The sequence below is a fragment of the Tardiphaga sp. 20_F10_N6_6 genome (genome assembly GCF_052076045.1).
GTDB classification, from domain to species: Bacteria; Pseudomonadota; Alphaproteobacteria; order Rhizobiales; family Xanthobacteraceae; genus Tardiphaga; species Tardiphaga robiniae.
In genome coordinates, this window is record NZ_CP197239.1 from 5187576 (window position 1) to 5206355 (window position 18780).

21 protein-coding genes and 1 tRNA gene are annotated in these 18780 nt (G+C 61.0%); 12 read left to right on the forward strand and 10 right to left on the reverse strand.

The features are described 5' to 3' along the window. The first annotated feature begins 184 nt into the window (after positions 1–184). The 3 genes from AB7813_RS24795 to AB7813_RS24805 are packed head-to-tail and all read left to right on the forward strand — an operon-like array spanning position 185 to position 2414. Positions 185–979 (forward strand): enoyl-CoA hydratase/isomerase, encoded by a 795-nt coding sequence (locus AB7813_RS24795; RefSeq protein ID WP_231078070.1) that lies wholly within the window; start codon positions 185–187, stop codon positions 977–979. A 3-nt stretch (positions 980–982) separates the two neighbouring features. After that, the gene (locus AB7813_RS24800) at positions 983–1981 is read left to right on the forward strand and encodes a phosphotransferase family protein (RefSeq protein WP_441228629.1); all 999 of its coding nucleotides are present in this window, start codon (positions 983–985) and stop codon (positions 1979–1981) included. Between the two features lie 58 nt (positions 1982–2039). After that, the gene (locus AB7813_RS24805) at positions 2040–2414 is read left to right on the forward strand and encodes a DUF6285 domain-containing protein (RefSeq protein WP_441228630.1); all 375 of its coding nucleotides are present in this window, start codon (positions 2040–2042) and stop codon (positions 2412–2414) included. An 11-nt stretch (positions 2415–2425) separates the two neighbouring features. Here AB7813_RS24805 and AB7813_RS24810 read toward each other — a convergent pair whose 3' ends face one another. Continuing rightward, positions 2426–3205: an enoyl-CoA hydratase-related protein gene (locus tag AB7813_RS24810; RefSeq protein ID WP_175368777.1), complete on the reverse strand. Its 780-nt coding sequence runs from the start codon at positions 3203–3205 to the stop codon at positions 2426–2428. Positions 3206–3351: 146 nt separating this feature from the next. Between AB7813_RS24810 and AB7813_RS24815 the strand changes: the two genes are divergently transcribed. Further along, positions 3352–4626: an acyl-CoA dehydrogenase family protein gene (locus tag AB7813_RS24815; RefSeq protein WP_441228631.1), complete on the forward strand. Its 1275-nt coding sequence runs from the start codon at positions 3352–3354 to the stop codon at positions 4624–4626. A 118-nt stretch (positions 4627–4744) separates the two neighbouring features. On the opposite strand, the gene AB7813_RS24820 is transcribed toward AB7813_RS24815, so the two are convergent. From AB7813_RS24820 to AB7813_RS24835, 4 genes are all read right to left on the reverse strand, one after another. Then, entirely contained in the window at positions 4745–5380 is a 636-nt protein-coding gene (locus AB7813_RS24820; RefSeq protein ID WP_441228996.1) for an HAD family hydrolase, read from the reverse strand. A 15-nt stretch (positions 5381–5395) separates the two neighbouring features. Beyond that, a complete protein-coding gene (locus AB7813_RS24825) occupies positions 5396–5770 on the reverse strand; it encodes a TIGR02301 family protein (RefSeq protein ID WP_120288444.1) in 375 nt (124 codons plus the stop codon). Positions 5771–5850: 80 nt separating this feature from the next. Beyond that, complete coding sequence (locus AB7813_RS24830) at positions 5851–6273, reverse strand: NUDIX hydrolase (protein WP_441228632.1); 423 nt, start codon at positions 6271–6273, stop codon at positions 5851–5853. Positions 6274–6277: 4 nt separating this feature from the next. Then, entirely contained in the window at positions 6278–6793 is a 516-nt protein-coding gene (locus tag AB7813_RS24835; RefSeq protein ID WP_068733299.1) for a hypothetical protein, read from the reverse strand. A gap of 61 nt (positions 6794–6854) precedes the next feature. Here AB7813_RS24835 and AB7813_RS24840 point away from each other — a divergent pair, with 61 nt between their 5' ends. Then, positions 6855–7610 (forward strand): SOS response-associated peptidase, encoded by a 756-nt coding sequence (locus AB7813_RS24840; protein WP_441228633.1) that lies wholly within the window; start codon positions 6855–6857, stop codon positions 7608–7610. A gap of 1 nt (position 7611) precedes the next feature. On the opposite strand, the gene AB7813_RS24845 is transcribed toward AB7813_RS24840, so the two are convergent. From AB7813_RS24845 to AB7813_RS24855, 3 genes are read right to left on the reverse strand one after another with little or no spacing between them, the layout of a single operon-like run. Then, a complete protein-coding gene (locus AB7813_RS24845) occupies positions 7612–8040 on the reverse strand; it encodes a GNAT family acetyltransferase (RefSeq protein WP_175368783.1) in 429 nt (142 codons plus the stop codon). Further along, on the reverse strand, positions 8037–9494 hold the full coding sequence (locus AB7813_RS24850; RefSeq protein WP_175368784.1) for an FAD-binding oxidoreductase: 1458 nt from the start codon (positions 9492–9494) through the stop codon (positions 8037–8039). Before AB7813_RS24850 ends, AB7813_RS24845 begins: the two co-directional genes overlap by 4 nt. A gap of 51 nt (positions 9495–9545) precedes the next feature. Continuing rightward, positions 9546–10541 carry an L-threonylcarbamoyladenylate synthase gene (locus tag AB7813_RS24855; protein ID WP_175368785.1) on the reverse strand — a complete coding sequence of 332 codons (996 nt, stop codon included), beginning with the start codon at positions 10539–10541 and terminating at the stop codon, positions 9546–9548. A 94-nt stretch (positions 10542–10635) separates the two neighbouring features. Here AB7813_RS24855 and AB7813_RS24860 point away from each other — a divergent pair. Then, positions 10636–10712 (forward strand) — tRNA-Pro (locus AB7813_RS24860). A 107-nt stretch (positions 10713–10819) separates the two neighbouring features. Here the strand turns inward: AB7813_RS24860 and AB7813_RS24865 are convergent. Continuing rightward, a complete protein-coding gene (locus AB7813_RS24865) occupies positions 10820–11545 on the reverse strand; it encodes a FadR/GntR family transcriptional regulator (protein WP_175368786.1) in 726 nt (241 codons plus the stop codon). A gap of 141 nt (positions 11546–11686) precedes the next feature. Continuing rightward, the gene (locus AB7813_RS24870; RefSeq protein WP_175368787.1) at positions 11687–12697 is read right to left on the reverse strand and encodes a Gfo/Idh/MocA family protein; all 1011 of its coding nucleotides are present in this window, start codon (positions 12695–12697) and stop codon (positions 11687–11689) included. Positions 12698–12952: 255 nt separating this feature from the next. On the opposite strand from AB7813_RS24870, the gene AB7813_RS24875 reads away from it, so the two are divergent. The 6 genes from AB7813_RS24875 to AB7813_RS24900 all read left to right on the forward strand — a co-directional run bounded on the left by AB7813_RS24875 (position 12953) and on the right by AB7813_RS24900 (position 18768). Then, the gene (locus AB7813_RS24875; protein WP_441228634.1) at positions 12953–14110 is read left to right on the forward strand and encodes an ABC transporter substrate-binding protein; all 1158 of its coding nucleotides are present in this window, start codon (positions 12953–12955) and stop codon (positions 14108–14110) included. Positions 14111–14209: 99 nt separating this feature from the next. Next, positions 14210–15265, forward strand: coding sequence for an ABC transporter ATP-binding protein (locus AB7813_RS24880; RefSeq protein ID WP_439057190.1), 1056 nt, complete (start codon positions 14210–14212; stop codon positions 15263–15265). Positions 15266–15276: 11 nt separating this feature from the next. After that, a complete protein-coding gene (locus AB7813_RS24885) occupies positions 15277–16161 on the forward strand; it encodes an ABC transporter permease (protein ID WP_093759510.1) in 885 nt (294 codons plus the stop codon). A 21-nt stretch (positions 16162–16182) separates the two neighbouring features. Next, the gene (locus AB7813_RS24890) at positions 16183–16983 is read left to right on the forward strand and encodes an ABC transporter permease (RefSeq protein ID WP_244628390.1); all 801 of its coding nucleotides are present in this window, start codon (positions 16183–16185) and stop codon (positions 16981–16983) included. 216 nt (positions 16984–17199) lie between these two features. Continuing rightward, the gene (locus tag AB7813_RS24895) at positions 17200–17586 is read left to right on the forward strand and encodes a hypothetical protein (protein ID WP_441228635.1); all 387 of its coding nucleotides are present in this window, start codon (positions 17200–17202) and stop codon (positions 17584–17586) included. Positions 17587–17940: 354 nt separating this feature from the next. Continuing rightward, positions 17941–18768 carry an NAD-dependent protein deacetylase gene (locus AB7813_RS24900; protein ID WP_441228636.1) on the forward strand — a complete coding sequence of 276 codons (828 nt, stop codon included), beginning with the start codon at positions 17941–17943 and terminating at the stop codon, positions 18766–18768. Positions 18769–18780 lie beyond the last annotated feature (12 nt).

An 18780-nucleotide genomic window follows, 5' to 3' on the forward strand; every position in this document is an offset into this window, starting at 1 on the left:
TGCGTCCGTCGGTGGGCTGATGTTCCCCAGGAAGCATGGACAAGCGCGTCCGAAAAATCAAATATGCCGCCTGACATACAATCGCATGATCCCGAAAAGTGGATGCCGGTTTTCGGATCAGATCATGCCCAGACAAAGCTTCCACACCGCGGAATAAACACGCGGATCATCCCGTGAGGAAACCATGCAGTTCAAACACGTCACGCTCGATTTCGACGGCAATGTCGCCATCCTGAAGCTCGATCATCAGGAGGTGATGAACGCGGTCTCGGTCGACATGCTTGGCGGCCTTGGCGAGGCGCTGGACGAGATCGATGATCGCAAGGCCGACGTGCGCTGCGTGGTCCTCACCGGTGCCGGCCGTGCCTTCTGCACGGGCGCCAATCTTCAGGGGCGCAACAATCAGCTCACCAAGGCGCGCAGCAACGCCGGCGCGACGCTGGAGACCGCCTTCCATCCGTTCCTGCGCCGGCTGCAGAACCTGCATTGCCCGATCGTTACTGCGGTGAATGGCCCCGCCGCTGGCGCCGGCATGAGCTTCGCGCTGATGGGCGATCTCATTTTGTGTGCACGCTCGTCCTATTTCCTGCAGGCGTTCCGCCGTATCGGCCTGGTGCCGGATTGCGGCTCGACCTGGATCTTGCCCCGCCTGATCGGCAAGGCACGTTCGGTCGAACTGTCATTGCTTGGCGAAAAGCTGCCGGCCGAGAAGGCGCTGGAATGGGGCCTCGTCAACCGCGTCTATGACGATGCGGCGCTGATGGATGAAGCCATGAAGCTCGCCCATGAACTCGCCAACGGCCCGACCATCGCACTGTCGCTGATCCGCAAGCTCTACTGGGAAAGCCCGGAGAATTCCTTCGAAGACCAGATCAATCTCGAGGTCAAATCGCAGCGCGCCGCCGGTGCGTCGCCGGACTTCAAGGAAGGCGTCGCGGCGTTCCTGGAAAAACGTCCGGCCAAGTTCACGGGCAAATAGGCCTTGAGCTCAGCTTCCGTCGCGGAGCTGCTCGCACGCAGCGTCACGTCGTGGTGCAATGGCGCCACCGGCGTGACGGATGCAAAGCGTTTGTCTGGTGGCGCCAGCCAGGAGACGTGGTCGTTCGACATCACGCATCCCGATGGCGCCATGGGGGCGATCCTGCGCCGCGCACCGTCGGGTTATGGCGCTGCGCCCGGCCGAGCCGCAGGGCTCGATGCGGAAGCGGTACTCATGCAACTCGCACATGACGCCAGCGTACCGTCACCGAAGGTGCTGCACGTTCTCAGACCGGATGACGATCTGGGAACGGGCTTCATCATGCAGCGAGTCGCTGGTGAAACTATCCCGCGCAAGATCCTGCGTGACGATGAATTCGCGGACGCGCGGCCCAAACTCGCCCGGCAATGCGGCGAGATCCTCGCCGGGATCCACGGGCTGTCCGCTGCAAGCCTGCCGCAGCTTCGCCGCATGACTGCCGCAGCAGAAATCGCCGAATTACAGCGCGAGATCGACGGCTTCGACTGGCCGCGCCCGGTGTTCCAGCTGGCGCTGCGCTGGCTGCGCGATCACGATCCCGGCCCGTCAGAGCGCGTCACTTTGGTGCATGGTGATTTCCGCCACGGCAATCTGATGATCGGGCCCGATGGCGTCCGCGCGGTGCTGGACTGGGAGCTCGCGCATCTCGGCGATCCCATGGAAGATCTCGGCTGGATCTGCGTCAATTCCTGGCGCTTCGGCGTCATCGACAAGCCGGTCGGCGGTTTCGGCACCTATAAAGATTTGTTCGCCGGCTACGAGACGGCCAGCGGCATCAACGTCGACGCTAACCGCGTGAAATTCTGGGAAGTGATGGGTACGCTACGTTGGGGCGTGATGTGCGTCGGGATGATGCAGCGGTTTCGTCTCGGCCCGGATCATTCGATGGAGCGCGCGATGATCGGACGGCGCTCGTCGGAGACGGAGATCGATCTGTTACGGCTATTGGCGCCGCGCGCATGATCCCGAAAAGTGGCGACCGGTTTTCGGATCAGATCATGCGCAAAAACAAGGTGAAGACATGCAGGACGAACCGAGACCCGACGAACTGGTGAAGGCCGTCGCGGATTTTCTCCGCAACGACATTGCACCTCAAATCTCAGGTCATGCCGCGTTCAAGCTGCGTGTCGCGATCAACGCGCTCGATCTGGTGACCCGGCAGCTCACGCTTGCCGGCGACAGCGATGCCGCCGAGCTGCATGGATTGACGATGCTGCTCGGCGTGCATGGCACGCTCGACGGGTTGAACCAGGACCTTGCCGACCGCATCGCGCAAGGCGACATCGATGTCACGACGCCCGGTGTGAAAGAGCATCTGTGGCAGACGACACTGGCGAAGCTCGCCGTCGATCAGCCGAATTACGCGGCGTACAAACGCGAGCTGGAACCGAAGTAAGCGCCGCGGCGCTACTTCCCCTTCCAGTTCGGCTTGCGCTTCTCCGAAAACGCCTTCGGCCCTTCCACATAATCCTCCGACGCTGCCATGGCCTTCACCGCGGGATATTCGCGCTGCTCGGTAATCGCCTGTTCCAGCGACACCGCCATGCCCTTCTGGATCGCCTGCTTGGAGGCGCGGATGGACATCGGCGAATTCTGGCAGATGGTCTCGGCCCAGCGCAGCGCGGCATTCAGCGCCTCGCCCTGCGGCACCACTTCATTGACGAAGCCGAGTTCATAACCTTCCTGCGGCTTCACATGGCGCGCGGTGAGGATCATGCCCATCGCGCGCTTCATGCCGATCTGGCGCGGCAGCCGCTGCAGGCCGCCGGCGAGCGCGGCGAGGCCGACGCGGGGCTCGGGCAGGGCAAAGGTCGCATTTTCCGCAGCGATGATGAGGTCGCAGGCCAGCGCAATCTCGAAGCCGCCGCCCATGGCGACGCCGTTCACCGCAGCGATGATCGGCTTGTCACAATCGAAGCGCGCGGTGAGGCCGGCGAAGCCCGACGTGTTCCAGCCGCGCTTGCCGCCGGCGGCCTGCCATTTGAGGTCATTACCAGCGCAGAACGCTTTGTCGCCGGCGCCGGTGACGATCGCCACCCACTGTTCGGGATCGCTAGCGAAGTCGTTGAACACCTCGTGCAACTCGTTATGCGCATCGGTGTGCAGTGCGTTGTAAACTTCCGGACGCGACAGCGTCACGATTGTGATCGGTCCCTTGCGGGTCACGGTTGAGAATTGCAGAGCCATCGCGGCCTCCCTTTTGTTTTTCGTTACGCAGAATTTATGACGCCAAAGCGTACTTGACTTGCCGCGCTTGACTTGATCGGACGATGCCATCTTAATCGCTTGATTAACAAGAGCAACAAAGCTCGGAAAACAATCGGGAGAGCGCCTTGGATTTTTCCCTGCCGGCCGACCTGGTCGCCTATCTCGCTGAACTCGATTCATTCATCCTGCGCGAGATCAAGCCGCTCGAAGAGCGGGATGACAATATCCGCTTCTTCGATCATCGCCGCGAATGGGCGCGCACCGATTTCGACAATGGCGGGCTGCCGCGACATGAATGGGAGCAGTTGCTGCGTCAGGCGAAGAATCTCGCCGACGGCGCCGGCCATCTGCGCTTTGCAATCCCGAAGCGCTATGGCGGCAAAGATGGCAGCAATCTCTGGATGGCTGTCATCCGCGAACATTTCGCCGCCAAAGGCCTCGGCCTGCACAACGATCTGCAGAACGAACATTCCATTGTCGGCAATCTGCCGCTGGTGACGATGCTGGATCGCTATGGTCGCGATGACCAGAAGGAAATGATCGAAGGATCAATCACCGGAAAATATCGCATCACCTTCGGCCTCACCGAACCCGAGCATGGTTCTGATGCCACGCATATGGAGACGACGGCCGTCGAGGCGACGCGTGATGGCGTTAAGGGCTGGGTCATCAACGGCGAGAAGATGTGGACCACGGGCATGCACGTGGCCACCCATTGCGCGCTGTTCGCGCGCACGTCGGGGAACGATGGCGATGCGCGCGGTATCACCTGTTTCCTGGTGCCGGCGAAGGCTGCGGGCGTGAAGATTGAAGAGTATATGTGGACCTTCAACATGCCCACGGACCATCCGCGCGTGTCATTCACCGATGTGTTCGTGCCGGATGATGCACTGTTCGGCGAGATCGGTCGCGGTTTGTCACTGGCGCAGTGCTTCGTGCATGAGAACCGCATCCGTCAGGCGGCGAGCTCACTCGGCGCCGCAGTCTATTGCATCAATGAAAGCGTGAAATATGCGCGCGAGCGAAAACCGTTCGGCGAGGAGCTGGCGCGCAATCAGGGCATCCAGTTTCCGCTGGTCGAGCTCGCGACGCAGGCGGAGATGCTGCGGCTCCTGATCCGCAAGACCGCATGGGAGATGGACCAGCTCACCCAGGCGCAGGTCGAGCATAGGCTGTCCGACAAGGTGTCGATGTGTAACTACTGGGCCAACCGGTTGTGCTGTGAATCCGCCGACCGAGCGATGCAGGTGCATGGCGGCATGGGCTATTCACGCCACAAGCCGTTCGAGCACATTTATCGCCATCACCGCCGTTACCGCATCACCGAAGGCAGCGAGGAAATCCAGAAGCGCAAGGTCGCGGGATTCCTGTTCGGCTATATGGGCGCGGGGAAGCACTGAACTAGTTTCGACACGCCGCCCTTTCCGTCGTCATTGCGAGGAGCGAAGCGACGCGGCAATCCAGAGGTCACAAGCGAAGACTGGATTGCTTCGCTTCGCTCGCAATGACGTTGATAGCTCAGTCGATAACCCCCGGGATCTCCGCAGGCGAAGCCACCAGATGCTTCGCCCCGGCGCTCGTCAGTTCCTCGCGGCCGCCATAGCCATAGAGCACGCCGATCGCCGGAATGCCGTTATTCGCGGCGCCGATGATGTCGTGCTTGCGGTCGCCGATCATGATCGTATGTGCGGGATCGGTCGAGCTTTCGTCGAGCGCATAACGCAGCAGGTCGCTCTTGTCGACACGGGTGCCGTCGAGTTCCGAGCCGAACACACGCGTGAAATACTTGCGCAGGCCGAAGTGGTCGACGATACGGTCCGCAAAGACATGCGGCTTGCTGGTGGCGACAAACAGCCGGCGGCCTGTTGTGTGCAACGTATCGAGCGTCGCGGTGATGCCATCATAAAGCGTGTTCTCGAACAGGCCGATGGTGCCGAAGCGTTCGCGATAGAGTTCGACGCCGCGATCGGCATCTTTCTCGCTGCCGAGCAGTGCCACGAAGCTGGCGCGCAGCGGTGGGCCGATGCACCAGGTCAGTTCGTCCTGTGTCGGGACGGGAAGCCCGAGCTTGCCGAGCGCATACTGGATCGAGCCCGTGATGCCGATCTTGGGATCGGTCAGCGTCCCGTCGAGATCGAAAAAGACAGTGTCGATGGCATGTGGCTTCATCTAGTTCGCATACCTTGCGGTGAGATCGCGCGAGATCCGCGAGCCTTCGTCGATATAGCGGCGGATCGCGATACTGGCAGCAGGCGTGCAGGTCCGGTAGGTCTGCTGGAAGCCGTTATAGCCGCGGTTGAAACCGGCGATCATGCGGGCGCGGCGCTCGCCCGACGGCGTCTCGGCATCGACCAGCGCCTGCATTTCGTTGCGCCATTTGTTGCCTTCGTTGTTGCCGCAGATGCCGCGCAGATAATGCAGCGCGCCGAGAATCTCGGACATCCGCTGCAGGTCATTGTCGAACGGCGCAGCCGTGTCCTGTGCCCGGGCAGAGCCAGCGCAGGTCATCGCAATGGTCAGAATGATGAGCAGATGCTTCAACATGAATGGTCCCGGAACCCGGCTGATATGCCTTTTCAAGGCGTCTGAAGCAAGGCAACGCTGCTGGTGCGGCAAGGAGCTATCTATGGTCCGACCAGATCTTCCGCCATAGCGAGGATCGGGCCGAGGCCATCGGTGGTTTTGAAGGCGCCGAGATCGTCCGGCGCGACCCACTGGAAATCGTCAAGTTCGTCATTCAGCTCGGGCTCGCCAGCCACCCAGCGCGCGGCAAAGGCCATGATCAGGTAGTGGCCGGCCACCTTGTCGTTTGGCAGCACTTCGCGAAAGCCGGACAGGCCGACAATGTCGATGGTCAGTCCGGTTTCCTCCATCACCTCGCGCGCGAGAGCGACGGCGAGGGATTCGCCGAATTCCACGCGTCCGCCGGGCAGTGAATAGAAGCCCTTTCCCGGCGAACGGGCGCGGCGGACCAGCAGCACCTTGCCATCCCGGAAGATGGCGGCGCTGGTGGCGAGCTGCGGATGGGTAGGAGGTGCGTCAGTCACGAGGTCATTGCGCCATGATGCTGTCGACGTCGGATTCCTGATCGCGGCCGTTGATGATGCCGCCGGCCGTTCCGACCATGGGCTTGACCCAGCCGGCGGCCTGTTCGGCCAGCATGGCACGGGTCCGGTCCTGCTGCACGGTGCGCATGGCTTCGCCGACAGTCGTCAGGATTTGCGTCATGTTCGCCACCAGCGCATCGAATTCTGCACGGATGGCCGGGCGTGCAGCCTCATAGGATGCGATGGCGAGATCGCGTGCCTTGAAGTTGGATTTGATGAAGTGCTCGGCATAGCTGAGCGGCTGCCATTCCAGGAACAGCTCATAGCAGTCCGGCATGTCCGGGATCAGCTCGAGCAACATGATGGCTTCATTGAAGTGATTGAGATAGTCGGTCGCCAGACCCGTGCGTGGATTGATATTGGCGGCCATCAGCTCGGCAGCGGACGCGACGGGGCCGGCACCGGCACTGGCCAGATCGTGATGGTCATGCTGCGCCGGTTGTATGGCCGTCAGGGTCATATGTCGCACTGTTGGTGTTTTGGGTTAAAACCGCCTGAAGAGGCAGGATTGCGGATCGAGAATGTGCGGGCGGTTTGTCATTACATCAGCGCCGGAAGCGTTACGGCAGGTATTCAGTTATATCGAGCAACCGAATTTTCCTGCGAGGTACAATATTGCGCCGACGCAGCCGGTTCCTGTTGTCATCGTTGAAAACGGATCCCGGCATTTCCGTCTGATGCGATGGGGCCTTTTGCCCTCCTGGGTCAAGGACCCGCGGAAGTTTATGCTTCTGATTAATGCACGCGCCGAGACGGTGCAAGAAAAGCCGGCCTTCAAAAACGCGATTCGCCGACGCCGCTGCCTGATTCCGGCCGATGGTTACTACGAATGGCAAAATCGCGGTGAACGCAAACAGCCGTATTTTATCCACCCAAGCGCAGGCGGGCCGATGGGCTTTGCGGGCCTGGCCGAGACCTGGATGGGACCGAACGGCGAAGAGGTCGACACGGTTGCGCTTATCACTGCAGAAGCCAGCACGGGCATGTCGGTACTGCACCATCGCGTACCGGTGACGATCGCACCCGATCATTTCGGCCAGTGGCTCGATTGCAGTTCGGATAGCGCATCCGACGTGATGACCATGCTCGCTGCGCCCGCAGACGGCATTTTCGCCTGGCATCCGGTGGCGATGGCCGTCAACAAGGTGGCCAATGACGATGCGCAACTGATCCTGCCGATCTCGGCGGAAGAAGCTGCCGTGGAGCAGCTGAAGCCGACGAGGGCGCCGCGCAAGGTCGCGGTGGTCGAGGACGACGGACAGGGATCATTGTTCTAGTTCACGGCGTCAACGGCCGTCCGTCGAGCCACTTGGCATAGATCACGCGCTTCTGTTCGCCATAGCCGAGCGACTCATAGAATGCCTGCACCTTGGTGTTATCCGAGCGCACCATGAGCTGCATCTTCTCGATGCCGCGCTCGCGCAGCCAGTCTTCGGCTGCACTCATGATGCCACGGCCGAAATCCTGGCGCTGGTGCTCGGGATCGACCGAGACGTAATAGACCCAGCCGCGATGGCCATCATGGCCGACCAACACGGAGGCGACGATGGTCCTTCCCTTGCGACCGACCAGGACATCGGCATTGGTGCCTGCGCGCGCCAGCCTGATATCGGCCTCCGGATCGTTCCAGGGCCGGACCAGTCCGCAGCGCAGCCAGAGCTGAACGACCGCTTGAATGTCGGTGTCGACGAGCCGGGCAACTTTCAATGTTGCACCGGCAGCAGCACCTTGCCCGGATTGAGGATGTTCAGCGGATCCAGCATCGCCTTCAAGCTGCGCATCAGCTCGATGGCGACGGGGTCCTTCACCGAGGGCAGCTCAGCCGCCTTCATCTGGCCGATGCCATGTTCGGCGGAGATCGAGCCGCCCATGCGCAACACGACGTCGAAGACGACTTCGTTGACGTCGTGCCAGCGCGCCAGGAATTTCTCGCGGCCGTCGCTGTCGCCGAGCGTTTCCTTGGGCTGTGTGACATTGTAGTGGATGTTGCCGTCGCCGAGATGGCCGAATGGCACCGGACGTGCGCCGGGCATCAGCTTCACGACGGCAGCATTGGCTTCGGCGATGAAGGCGGGCACGGAAGCGACTGGCACCGAGATATCGTGCTTGATCGATCCGCCTTCCGGCTTCTGCGCTGGCGAGATTTCCTCACGCAGTTTCCAGAACGCCTGACGGTGGGCGATATTTTCGGCGATCACGGCGTCATCCACGATGCCGTCTTCAAAGCCGCGTTCGAGGATCGCTTCCAGTGTCGCGCGGGCATCGTCGCGTCCCGACGACAATTCCATCAAGACATACCAGGCGTGCTTGCTGGTGAGCGGATCGCGAATGCCGATGCCGTGGCGGACGCTGAAATCGACGGCGATATCGGCGATCAGTTCGAAACTGGTGAGATTGCCGGCGGCCTCGGAGCGGGAGATGCCGAGCAGCTTCAGCGCATCGTCTGGCGACTTCAGGCCGACAAAGGCGGTCTCGACCGCGCGCGGCTTCGGAAACAGCTTCAGCGTTGCCGCAGTGATGATGCCGAGCGAGCCTTCGGCACCGATGAAGATATTGCGCAGGTCGTAACCGGTATTGTCCTTCTTCAGCTTGGACAGGCCATTGAGAATGCGGCCATCGGCGAGCACGACTTCGAGGCCGAGGGCCATTTCCCGCGCGACGCCATAGGCGAGGGCGGTCGTACCGCCAGCATTGCTGGAGAGATTGCCGCCGATGGTGCAGCTGCCTTCGGAGCCCAGTGACAGCGGAAACAGCCGGTCGGCTTCCGCAGCGCGCTGCTGCGCAACCTGCAGCACGAGGCCGGCTTCCACCGTCATGGTGTTGGACGACGTGTCCAGATCGCGCACCTTGTCCATCCGGCGCATCGACAGCACGACCTCGCCGCCATAGGGGGTCTGGCCGCCGACGAGGCCGGTATTGCCGCCTTGCGGCACCAGTGCGGTGCGGGTCTCGGTGGCGAGTTTGCAGATCGCGGCGACTTCGGCGGTCGAGCCCGGGCGCAGCACCAGCGGCGAGGTGCCGAAGAACAGGTTGCGATCCTCGGTGACGTATTGATGCACGTCGGCCTGATCGGTGATGGCGTATTTGTCGCCGACGATGGCCCGGAAGCGCGCGATGGTTTCGGGGGAAAGCGTGGGCGGCTTCGGCTGGACGATATTCATAACTATTCCCTTGGATATTTTCTTGGCGCGTTTCTTGGTCTTGCGTTCGAGTTACACGGCGGCGCGGCGCAGCCGGTCATTGATGGCTTCGCCGAGCCCGTGGTTCGGCACCGGCATCACCGCGATGCCGCTGGCGCCCGAAGCTATAGCAGCGGCGTCGAGCGCGCGAAGATAGCCGAAAAGATTGGTGGCGGCTTCCCCGAGATCGCCCTGTTCGGACAAATTCAGGACAGCGGCGGCGGCCTCGATGCCCGGCAGCGGGGCCGATCCGAAAGCCAGTAGCGCCTCGCCGGGATTCACAGCCTCGGCCAGCAGCCGCACCCGTGTCCGCGGCGCATAATGCGAGGCGAGCATGCCCGGCGCCAGCGGCTGATTTGTATCGCTTGCGGGGTCGTCCGGCGGGCTCGCCAGCGGCTGGCCCAGCACCCGTTCGATCGCTTCGCGCGGCAGGCCACCGGGGCGGAGCAGCATCGGCGTGTCGAAACAACCGACGATGGTGGATTCAACGCCCACTTCAACCGGTCCGCCATCGAGAATCATGTCGATCCGGCCATCCAGATCGCTCAGCACATGGGCTGCGGTGGTCGGCGAGACATGCCCGGAGATATTGGCCGACGGCGCCACCACGGCGCCGCCAAAGGCCTGCAGGAGCGCGTGGGCCACGGGATGGGCCGGCACACGCATGGCAATGGTATCGAGGCCGGCGGTGGCCAGATCGGCCACCGGGCAGTCCGCCGCCTTGGGCAGCACCAGCGTCAGCGGCCCCGGCCAGAACGCCTCGGCAAGCGCCAGCGCGCGCGCATCGAATCGGGCAATGCGCCGGGCAGCGGCGAGATCGGCCACATGGGCGATCAGCGGATTGAATGACGGCCGGCCCTTGGCCTCATAGATTCCCGCCACAGCCCGTGGATTGGCCGCATCGGCGCCGAGCCCGTAGACCGTCTCCGTCGGGAACGCCAGCAGCCCGCCCGCGCGCAGGCAGCGCGCCGCCTCCGCAATATGGGCGGGGTCGGCGGGGCTCATCCGGGTGGTCAGGCCAACGGCCATGCGGGGCAGATCCTTGGTCTCGAAAATTGGTCAGGCTTCTTTACCGGGGTTCTTGCAGGATGCGAAACCCAAGGCTATAAGCCGCGCTCTTAGTCGGAGTGTGGCTCAGCCCGGTAGAGCACTGCGTTCGGGACGCAGGGGTCGCAGGTTCGAATCCTGCCACTCCGACCATGATTTCAATGACTTAGCGTCCTTTCGCGGCGCCGCCATCTGTCAAGAATCTCCCGATTTTCATCTGAGTACAACCACTCGGGCGCGCGAGCTGCTGCTGCGCGCAGCTATCCGCCCTCAAAAACGCGCTTGCGGGCGTTTTCGATATGCGATCGCATGGCTTCGCGAGCTCCGGCTTCATCTCTGGAGGCGATCGCATCGAGCACGGCCCGGTGCTCCTCTTGCCCACGCAGAAGTCGGTCGCGAGGCTGGATCAAGGAGAGATTTCGATTGAGCGTGATACCCACGCTCACCTGAGACTGGATCGCGGCGAGAGTCGCGGCGAAGAAGCGGTTGCCGGTGGCCTCTGCGACCGAACGGTGGAACGCAATGTCTTCCTCCACGCCGAGCGCGGCATCCGCGATCACTTGATCCAGTGCCGCGATAGCGTCGCGGATCCGGCGCAGACCTTCCGGATCGTGATCGCGCGCGGCAAGCGCGGCGGCTTCTCCTTCGATGCCGATCCGAAATACGAAACAGCGCTGTATGTCGGCAATGCTTCCCACGGGAGCGTAGTTGTAAACGTCTGCCGCGGGACGTCGCATCACGAACGAACCGGCGCCCTGCCGCGATGCGACGACGCCGTCATCGCGCAGCCGCATCAGCGCTTCACGGACGACCGGGCGTGAAACGCCAAGCTGATCTGCCAGGCGTGTCTCTGGAGGAAGCCGCGAATTGACCGGGTAAATTCCGACCGTGATCTGGCTGAGGACATGATCGTAGACGCGGTCGCTAAGCTTTCCCGTCACAGCCGGGCGCTCCGAAATGTCGTCCCGTTTGACCGTTGAGCCCATGTTCACCCCGTCCTTGCTCCGAACATGCTCCAGTCTTTGGCAACATTACATCTTTTTGACAAGTCGGTGCACTGCCGCTGACAATCCGGGATTGCAGCGCTGGCCAAACTGCTTGGGCGCAAGCGGTCGTGAGAGCGTCGGTCAAGCGTGGGCGGCGGCGTCTGACAGCCAGGCCTCGATCAGCCGCTGCACGTGAAGAGCGGAGCGCACGCTATTGGACGGCTCGCGTCGTTGTTCGATGGCATCCAGCATCTCGGTGATCACGCTCCGATGCGGGCCATGATCGAATGCCATCGGATCGGCGCCACCTCCGCCCGATTGCGCAGTCCCGACCGTCTCTGGCGGGCCTTCGTGGCGATGGATGGCCAACTGGAACGTCTCGAGATAGGCCGAGCCGCGTGTGCCAGCGATTTCGATACGCTCCGGATAGCCGGGCCGCGCAACACTGGTGGCATCGAGTACGCCGATGGCACCGCTTTGGAAACGGACCGCCGCCGCGGTCACGTCTTCCGTATCGATCGTTCGGAGCGGTGAGGTCGATGCAAAGCCGGCAACGTCCTTGTGCGGTCCCACGAAATGCAGAAGCAGATCGAGCGTATGGATGGCCTGTGTGAGCAATACGCCGCCGCCATCGCGAGCCTTCATGCCGCGGCCCGGTTGACGGAAATAGGCGTCATCACGCCACCAGCGGATCGATGCACTCGCCGACAGGATATCGCCCAGATCTCCCTGATCCAGCGCCGCCTTCAGGCGTAGTGCTGCGGGACGAAAGCGATGTTGCAGGCACACGCCGCACCGCACGCCGGCAGCCTCCGTGACGGCCGCTAGTTCCTCACCCCTGGCAACCGATATCTCGACGGGCTTCTCCACCAGAATGTGCTTTCCTGCTGCGGCTGCAGCCTGCACGGTCGCCAGATGCGTTCCAGGGGGCGTCAGTATCAGGACGAGATCGAGATCGGAGCGCGACAGCAAATCCTCTTGGCTATCGAAAATCGGAACGCCCCACTGCTGTGAAAACGCTGACCGGCGGTCCGCTGACGGCGCAAATCCGCCGACGATCGTAATCCGTCCCTGCGCCTGCAATTCAAGCAACGAAAGAATATGCGGCTTCACCGCCATTCCGAGCCCAATCAGGCCGACTCCAATTGGCATGCGTTTCTCCCGATGGCCGACCTTCTCAAGGCGCCGACTTGTCGGCTCTTAGGGGCGGGTATGACGTCACAGATTGATATGCGAGCGAGCAAGACGGGCAAGGTGCGACATCGCGACATCAGCAAGTCCTGCTCATGATCGGCCGATTGCGATCTCCCAATGCTTGACAGATGTCGCCTAACTCGTCGATGCTATGTTTACAAATAAATGACAACCGCGCGCGACGCGGGTGCATATGCCAGGGAGGAATCGGAAATGCGCATCTGTCCGAATGCATTATTGCGCGCCGGCGCTGTGGCTGTCCTCGCCGTGACGGCCTTCGCTGGTGAACCTCTGAAGGCCGCCGAGCCCATCGTTCTCTCGATCATCGATACCGGGGGAGATCTGGCATCTACCCAGGTCATCATCGAGAACTACAAAAAGGCCAATCCCGACAAGATCAAGGAGATCAGGATTCAGCGCGCGCCGGCGCCGGAGTTGCCGGCCAAGATCAAAGCTCAGCAGGATGCCGGACGGCTGGACATCAACCTTGTGCTGACTGGACAGGACGGTGGTGCGTTTCTCGCGGCCAACAACCAGTTGATCAAGATTCCTGATTTTGAGAAGCTGTTTCCGCGCGATGAGATGACGCCTGCCGGCAAGGCGCTATACGACGAAGGCCGCGATTATATGGTGCCGTCGGTGGGCAACGCCGGCGGGCCGGTGTTCGTCTACAATCCCAGCAAGGTGCCCAACCCGCCGAAAACCGCCGAAGAATTGTTGGCCTGGGCAAAGGCAAATCCGGGCCGGCTGATGTATGCGCGTCCGGCGAATAGCGGACCGGGTCGGTCGATCGTACTGGGCATGGCGCACATTCTAAATGACTCGAAGCCACTCGATCCCGACAAGGGGTGGGACAAGACCTGGGCCTATCTGAAGGAGCTTGGGCAGTACGTCGAATACTATCCGACGGGCACCGCGATCACATTGAAGGAATTCGCCCAGGGGCAACGCTGGATCATCGCCGGCATCATGGAATGGGACATGAAGCCGCGTGCCCAGAGCGTCATCCCGCCGGACTCCAAGATCACCATCCTTCAGAACACGACCTTCGTGGTCGACGGACATTACTGGTGCATCCCCACAGGCGTGCCGAAAGAACAGGTCGACGTCATTCTCGATCTCATGAAGTTCATGCGCCGACCGGAGCAGCAGGTGCTTTCCTGGCCGGGCTTCATTGGGCCGACGATCACCGCGGCCACCATGGAAAAGGCGCCCAAGGAGATTCAGGAACTGGTGAAGGAGTTTTGGCGGCCCGAATACGACGAAGTCGGCACCAAGTGGAAAGTATCCCCGCCGCTCGGCGTGAAGGAATTGAGCTACGCGATGGATCGTTGGGACCGGGAAGTGGGCGCAAACCAGGTCAAGAAGTAATCAATTCGATGAGCGTGTGGGTCCGCATGCACGGACCCGCCGGTGGCTGTGTTGCTTCTTACTCAGAAACGGGACGACATGAACGGGCCGGGAGATACGTTGGACTCGCTGAAGCTTGGAATCACCAAGCGCTATGGCAACAAGACCGTACTGGACAACCTTGAACTCGATATCCGAAAGGGCGAGTTCGTCACCTTCCTCGGACCGAGTGGATGCGGAAAGTCGACGGCCTTGTCGATCGTCGCTGGCCTGATTGCGGCGACCGAGGGCGAGATCAGGCTCAATGGAGCGCGGGTCGATCATCTGCCGCCCGAGAAGCGTGCGTTCGGAATGGTGTTTCAAAACTACGCGCTGTTTCCTCACATGACGGTCTTCGACAACGTTTCGTTCGGGCTCACCTTGAAGCCATTGTCGAAGGAGGAGATCAAGAAGCGTACCGATGCGATGCTCATGCTGGTGCAATTGACGGGCTATGAGGAGCGCTATCCGGGCCAGCTCTCCGGTGGTCAGCAGCAACGCGTTGCGATTGCGCGGGCCCTCGTGTTGCATCCGCGCCTGATGCTGTTCGACGAGCCGCTATCAAATCTCGATGCCAAGCTGAGAGTCGAGATGCGGGCGGAGATCAAGCAGATCCACGCCGCGCTGGGGCTGACGTCGATCTACGTGACCCACGACCAGGCCGAAGCACTGTCACTGTCGGACAGGATCGTTGTATTGCGCAATGGCGTCCTGATGCAGTCGGGTACCCCACAGGAAATCCACGACCGGCCCAAGAATGTCTTCGTGGCGGACTTCATGGGTTTCCGGAATTTCTTCAAGGTCAGGATCGCGTCAGTGTCCAACGGAATCGCCGAGGGCGTCGGTGACGGAATCTGCATTCGGGCGCGGGCGGGGGCCGATGTGCGCGTGAATACCGACATGGTGATGGCGATACGTCCAGACGATATCCGGGCCGGCGGTGAGGTGGTTTCCGGTGCCGAAGATGTTAGTGGCCGTGTCGAAGTGGTCGAGTATCTCGGTCGGGAACAGGAAGCCGCCATACGCATCAATGACAATACGCGAGTCTGGTTACGCACCGCCGAGGCGATACGAACCGCCGACACGATTGGCCTTCAGTTTCCGATCGACAAGGTCGTCTTGCTTCCTGCGGAATAGGCGAGAAAATAATGCGCGCCGTAGCCAACGATGAGAAGAGCGAATTCGACGCGCTGGCATTCTTCTGTTTGCTGCCGTCCTTGCTCTACGTTCTCTGCATGTTCGTCTATCCGTTTCTGTATGGTGTCTATCTCAGCCTTCAGCCGCAAAAGGTTGGCGGCTTCAGCCTCGCGAACTATCTCACCTTCTTCAGTGATCCCTATCAGTATGGTACGATCTGGATCACCTTCAGTCTGGCGATTCCCACTACGATCGTTGTCCTTCTGCTCGCTCTTTGGCTGGCTTACGGCATGCGCCGGGGCATTTTCATGGAACGGACCGTGACCACGATCTTGATCATGCCTATTTCGCTTGGCGTGATCCTGCTGTCGGAAGGTATCTTGGGTTTCTATGGTTCGCAGGGTTGGTTCAATCAGGTCCTTCTCGGATTAGGGCTTATCAAAGAGCCGTTCATTCTGACTCATAACTATGCAGGCGTCATGCTGGCGTTGTTCATGCAGCAGTTCCCGTTCTGCTTCCTGATGCTGCTGGGATACATATCCGGCATCGATCCCAGCCTTGAACGCTCGGCGCGGATGCTGGGTGCGACACCTTCGATCGTCTTCCGGCGTGTGATGCTGCCGCTCATCGCGCCCGGTCTTGCCATCGCATTCGCGCTGGTGTTCGTCATGAGCTTCGCGGTCTTTCCGTCCGCCATCATGCTCGGGCAGCCGGCGGGTACCACGCGCACGATCTCTATTGCGGCCTATCAGAAGGCCTTCGAACAATATGACATGTCGGCTGCTTCCGCGATCGCGGTGGTTATGGGCCTGTGTCAGCTGGCAGCACTGCTGGTCATCATCCTGTTCCGTCGCCGGTTGTCGCCGGCAGCGACCATGGGCGTCGGAAAGAGATAGGGCCGCACAATGCGAAGCAGAATGTGGAAGCTCTCGCTCTATCTGTTCATTGTGGGTTTTATCCTCAACATGCTCGGGATCGTGTCGCACGTTGTCGTGAGCTCGTTCGCCAAGCGTTGGTTCGGCGGCCTGCTGCCGCCGGCCTATACGACGGACTGGTTTGCTTATGCGTGGAAGAATTTCGATCTGGGGCAGGTGTTGGGCGTCACGCTGCTGATCGTGGTCGTCGTTGTCTTCCTTGCATTGGCCATTGGATTTCCGGCCGCTTACATTCTTGCGCGACGAAATTTCCGATTCAAATCGGTCATTCTGCTGCTGTATTTTCTGCCGCTGGTGATCCCGCAGATGACCTACGGGATCCCGCTGGCAACCACTCTCTACCGATATGGGGTCGGCGGATCCGTCGTCGGCGTGATTCTGGCGGTCTTGGTGCCGATGGTCCCGTTGGCCGTCTTCGTGTTGATGCCATTTTTCGAGCAGATCAGCGTCAATCTGGAATGGAGTGGGTCAATGCTTGGCGCAAGCCGGGCTCAGATTTTCAGGCGGATTCTGTTTCCCCTGATGGTACCGGGAATACTGACCGCCGGCGTCCTTGTGCTGGTCAATACGATATCGAATTTCGAGCTCGCATTTCTTCTCGGCGGCGGTGGATCGCAGACGCTCGTCGTCGCGTTATTCTACAACATGTTTGCCGGTGGTGTCCGCCCCGTCTATTCTATCGATGCCATGGCCGTGATCTACATGGTGATGGTCATGACGCTGCTTCTGATCGCATTGCGGTTCGTGCGCCCGACACAGATGGTGTTCAAGCTCGACAAGTAAATTCATATTTGAGGCTGCGCGTGCTTGGTCATCGCCAGGGTTGGCTCATGGCGCAAGGCGGACAGGGACCACCTGCCGAAGCATGGAGCCGGACCTAGTAACCGGCATCGACTTTTGTCGCGATCTTGAACCTGCCGTTCGAGGCGTGCAGATGTATGGAACGTTGAACCGTCCGATGACGAGCAGCCGGTTGGGCTCTCGTTAGCATATTGGTTCATGGGCATCAGCGCGGTCCTATGGGCGTCTGTTTCCAAATTGAATTTCGTGACTTTGCGGATACCTTGTACTTTGCGCCACATCGGCTTGGAACTTCATCAACTAACCGACGGGGTAACGGTGCAGATCATCTTCGCGCCGATCACTTTAACCGCTGATGCGCCTGGCCAGACTCCGACCGGTGATCGGAAGCTGTTGTCGGTTGTTTCGGCGCTGAGATGGATTCGGCGCTATGTCGAAGCTGAAACCCGCGCGTCCCCTCAATGGGTTGACGTCGTCAGCAGGCTAACTGCGGCGAGCGAAGATTCGGCCAGCACTGTTGACGCTAGGAATGCGTTTCACGATGCAATGGTCGCCTATGGTTGGGCCAAGCGGAGCATCCATTGATTTCGTTTCGGCAAGGAGCCGCGTGTGTCAGCCGCCCGGGACTATCGGGTCTAGGCGCGTAGCCTCGAGCTGCCGACCCAGAAATCTCGATCGTTTCTGTTGCGGTTCATTTACCTAAGCGCAGCGGCGCTTCAGGAAATGTTTTCTGCCAGATAAAATGAGTCATTCCGACTGTCGCAAGCACCTTGTCTCCACTCATGAACAAACCGGTTCATCCGCTCGCCAGCGATATTCGACGCCGCGGCGTGATCTCGCGTGGTGGACTCGCCGAATTCCGTCCCCACATATGCAGTGCCAGGTGCCGCATCCGTGGTAGCTTGGCATGATTTGCTGCCGAGAGATAAACGTTCCCCTATGACCCCACCCAATGTCCTCCGCGACTTCGTCGATCGCCATCAACGTCTGTTTGTCCTGACCGGTGCCGGGTGCAGCACCAATTCGGGCATTCCCGATTATCGCGACACCGACGGCAACTGGAAACGCACACAGCCTGTGACCTTTCAGGCCTTCATGGGCGAGGAATTGACGCGGCAGCGTTATTGGGCGCGCAGTCTCATTGGCTGGCGTCGGTTTGGCCAGGCGCGACCAAACGATGCGCATCACGCATTGGCGTGTCTTGAACAGATCGGCAAATGCGAAGTTCTGCTGACCCAGAATGTCGACCGGTTGCATCAGGCCGCTGGCAGCAAGAAGGTCATCGACCTCCACGGCCGGCTCGACCTCGTGCGCTGCATGGGCTGCGAACGCCGGATTCGGCGAGACGAGTTTCAGCACGGGATGGGTCGCTTGAACGCGGGATGGCTGGACCTCGATGCGGCCGTTGCGCCCGATGGCGATGCCGATCTGGAGGGCGTCGATTTCGCATCCTTTGTCGTGCCGGCTTGCGAGATCTGCGGCGGCATCCTCAAGCCGGATGTCGTGTTCTTCGGCGAGAACGTGCCGCGCGACTTCGTCGATGCCGCGCTCGGCCACGTGCAGAAGGCCGATGCCATGCTGATCGCCGGTTCGTCTTTGATGGTCTATTCCGGCTTTCGCTTCGTGCAAGCGGCGGTGCGCGCGGAGATTCCCATCGCCGCGGTTAATCTCGGCCGCACGCGCGCCGACGAGTTTCTCAGCTTCAAGGTCGAAGATCGCTGCGAGGACGCGCTCGCATTTCTGCTTCAGCGGGTGGATGCGCCCTGACGGCGCAAGCCT

Bases quoted from the DNA above. Each gene is read 5' to 3' on its own strand.
- AB7813_RS24810 (WP_175368777.1), bottom strand. From the start codon at position 3,205: ATGGCTCTGCAATTCTCAACCGTGACCCGCAAGGGACCGATCACAATC.
- AB7813_RS24850 (WP_175368784.1), bottom strand. From the start codon at position 9,494: ATGAATATCGTCCAGCCGAAGCCGCCCACGCTTTCCCCCGAAACCATC.
- AB7813_RS24885 (WP_093759510.1), top strand. From the start codon at position 15,277: ATGCGCGCCGTAGCCAACGATGAGAAGAGCGAATTCGACGCGCTGGCA.
- AB7813_RS24865 (WP_175368786.1), bottom strand. From the start codon at position 11,545: ATGGGCTCAACGGTCAAACGGGACGACATTTCGGAGCGCCCGGCTGTG.
- AB7813_RS24825 (WP_120288444.1), bottom strand. From the start codon at position 5,770: ATGTTGAAGCATCTGCTCATCATTCTGACCATTGCGATGACCTGCGCT.
- AB7813_RS24805 (WP_441228630.1), top strand. From the start codon at position 2,040: ATGCAGGACGAACCGAGACCCGACGAACTGGTGAAGGCCGTCGCGGAT.
- AB7813_RS24840 (WP_441228633.1), top strand. From the start codon at position 6,855: ATGTGCGGGCGGTTTGTCATTACATCAGCGCCGGAAGCGTTACGGCAG.
- AB7813_RS24900 (WP_441228636.1), top strand. From the start codon at position 17,941: ATGACCCCACCCAATGTCCTCCGCGACTTCGTCGATCGCCATCAACGT.
- AB7813_RS24875 (WP_441228634.1), top strand. From the start codon at position 12,953: ATGCGCATCTGTCCGAATGCATTATTGCGCGCCGGCGCTGTGGCTGTC.
- AB7813_RS24895 (WP_441228635.1), top strand. From the start codon at position 17,200: ATGGGCATCAGCGCGGTCCTATGGGCGTCTGTTTCCAAATTGAATTTC.
- AB7813_RS24835 (WP_068733299.1), bottom strand. From the start codon at position 6,793: ATGACCCTGACGGCCATACAACCGGCGCAGCATGACCATCACGATCTG.
- AB7813_RS24890 (WP_244628390.1), top strand. From the start codon at position 16,183: ATGTGGAAGCTCTCGCTCTATCTGTTCATTGTGGGTTTTATCCTCAAC.
- AB7813_RS24795 (WP_231078070.1), top strand. From the start codon at position 185: ATGCAGTTCAAACACGTCACGCTCGATTTCGACGGCAATGTCGCCATC.
- AB7813_RS24870 (WP_175368787.1), bottom strand. From the start codon at position 12,697: ATGCCAATTGGAGTCGGCCTGATTGGGCTCGGAATGGCGGTGAAGCCG.
- AB7813_RS24855 (WP_175368785.1), bottom strand. From the start codon at position 10,541: ATGGCCGTTGGCCTGACCACCCGGATGAGCCCCGCCGACCCCGCCCAT.